Here is a 2,528-nt window from a genome sequence, read left to right as displayed (position 1 = left end):
ATGTTACGATTCTCGGCCGTGTTATCGGACTATTCCGTGACATGTAGGACTAATAAGGACCATCAGGTGAACCATCCTGATGGTCCTTATTAGGTTGTATTTGTTCACGTGAGCCCCTCTGTCATATGCAGATAACTTATTTACTAGAAACTTAGCCTGGATCCATCTAAGGGTTCACCAAAAGGGAACTGTAGTACCCTATTTGGAAGAAAACGAGCTGTTTTATCTCGGAAGGAGAACTACAGGACCTTATTCGACCTCCAAAGCTCATTTTTGCAGTGAAATCAACAAAATAGCGAACTGTAGTTCCCCTCATCAATAAATAAAGTGCTACTCGCTGTAAATAAGGAACTATAGTTCCCTAAAAAACAAAGAACCGAAGGACAGTGTCCCTCGGTTCTTTGTACTCGTCTCACACTGACACTAAAACGCAAGCGCCCAATTACCTACACGGAAAATAGGCTCCAAACTGCCATCTTGAAGCACACCGTCAATCTCCAGATCGGCTGTCCCAATCATGAAGTCCACGTGGATCAAGCTTGTGTTTCCGCCTCTTACTTTCAGCTCTTCACTGGATAATGAAGCCCCATCCTTGATATTTATCGGATAGCAGCTGCCTAAAGCAAGGTGACAGGATGCATTTTCATCAATGCCTGTGTTGTAGAAAATCCGATTAAGATTGGATATCGGCGAATCATAGGGAACAAGCGCGACTTCGCCCAAATAACGAGCGCCCTCGTCCATTTCCAACAACCTGGCCAAGTGCTCATATCCGACTTCTGCCTGATAATCCACGACTTTACCGTCCTCGAATCTGAACGAGAACTTATCAACCAATGCTCCGTTTACATTTAACGGTTTCGTACTAGATACCGTCCCATTAACACCTGTACGCTTGGGCATTGTAAATACTTCTTCCGTCGGCATATTCGCAACAAACCGAATCCCGCTTGCGTTCGCTTTATCTCCACCGAGCCAAATATGGCCATCTGGCAGCTCTACGCGCAAATCAGTCCCTGCAGCCCGATATTGCAGCGCAGCATATTGCTTGTCGTTCAGCACCTTGCGAACGCGTTTCAATTGCTCAATATGAGCCCGCCATGCGCTAATTGGATCATTTTCGTATACGCGATTGAACCGGAATATAGCATCCCACATTGCATCCATACGCTCATCTTCAGGAAGATCCGCGTACACTTTGGAAGCCCAAGCCTCTGTCGGAGCTTTAATCAAGCACCAGCTGAACGTACTTGTTCTCACATATTGTTGATACTTTGAACGCGCTGTTGCCATCGCTTTGGAAGCTCTGGAAATCACACTAGGGTCAATACCGGCGTATAAGTCAGGATCTGGCACTTTAATATTCAGTAATGCGCCGCCATTCTCAACAAAACGCTCCAGCATATCTGTGTACCACACTGGATAGTAATCTAGTGCATMATCATGAGCCGTTTCTAAGCGAGCACGAGTCAGAAAGTCATCCTGCCAGTTGACCTGAACATAGTTCGCTCCTGCCTCATAAGCTTTCTTAACGATTAGACGCGTTAAGTCCAAGCATTCAATTGGCGACTCGATCATAAGGTCTTGACCTTTGGTCAAATTAACGCCAATTTTTACCACTAGTTCGGCATATTTTTCTAAGTTGACTAAAAAATTATCCATATGAGTTCCTACTCCTTCGCATGAAAAAGCCCATCAGTTCAGGTGTTCCTGAATCATGACGGGCTTTCGTATCTAGTTTTTCAAACGCTGATTATCCTAGTACAAGGACAGATATTGATCTCTTTCCCATTGGTGAACCTGTGTGCGGTACATATCCCACTCGATTTCTTTGAGCTCATAGAAATGTGCCAAAGCATGTTCGCCAAGTGTATCGCAGATCACATCATCACGCAGCAACTCATCCAAAGCATGTTTCAAGTTCAGAGGCAAGCTTGGAATACCTTGGCTTTCTCTTTCCTCTTCTGTCATCACATAAATGTTGCGATCTGTTGGAGGAGGCAGCTGCATTTTGTTTTTGATACCATCCAGACCAGCTGCAAGCATCACAGCAAGCGCCAAGTATGGGTTCGCTGCCGGATCCGGATTACGAACTTCAACGCGCGTGCTTAAACCGCGGGAAGCCGGGATACGAATCATCGGACTACGGTTGCTCGCAGACCATGCTACGTAACAAGGTGCTTCGTAACCAGGAACGAGACGTTTATAGGAGTTAACCGTTGGGTTTGTAATCGCTGCAAAAGAACGTGCATGGCGAAGTACACCTGCCATATAATGTCTTGCAACATTACTTAAACCTAACTTGTCGGACTCATCGTAAAATGCGTTGGTCTCACCTTTGAATAAGGATTGGTGACAGTGCATGCCAGAGCCATTCATGCCAAACAATGGTTTAGGCATAAAGGAAGCATGTAGACCATGCTGTCTTGCTACGGTTTTGACAACGAGTTTAAACGTTTGAATTTGATCAGCCGCTTTAATCGCATCCGCATATTTGAAGTCGATTTCATGCTGACCAGGAGCTACTT

The 2,528-nt window shown here is 45.3% G+C and carries 2 protein-coding genes; both read right to left on the bottom strand.

The window, feature by feature from the left end; all coding sequences use genetic code 11:
- Positions 1 to 423: 423 nt before the first annotated feature.
- Positions 424 to 1,662 (bottom strand): aminopeptidase, encoded by a 1,239-nt coding sequence (locus AC1DUA_RS33445; protein ID WP_477503836.1) that lies wholly within the window; start codon positions 1,660 to 1,662, stop codon positions 424 to 426.
- Positions 1,663 to 1,758: 96 nt separating this feature from the next.
- The coding region (locus AC1DUA_RS33440; RefSeq protein WP_477503835.1) for a glutamine synthetase family protein at positions 1,759 to 2,528 on the bottom strand (770 nt) is incomplete at its 5' end.

The organism is Paenibacillus sp. 01T422 (genome assembly GCF_056398785.1).
The sequence above is the reverse complement of the archived record's forward strand: the minus strand, read 5'-3'. Positions and strand labels throughout refer to the sequence as shown.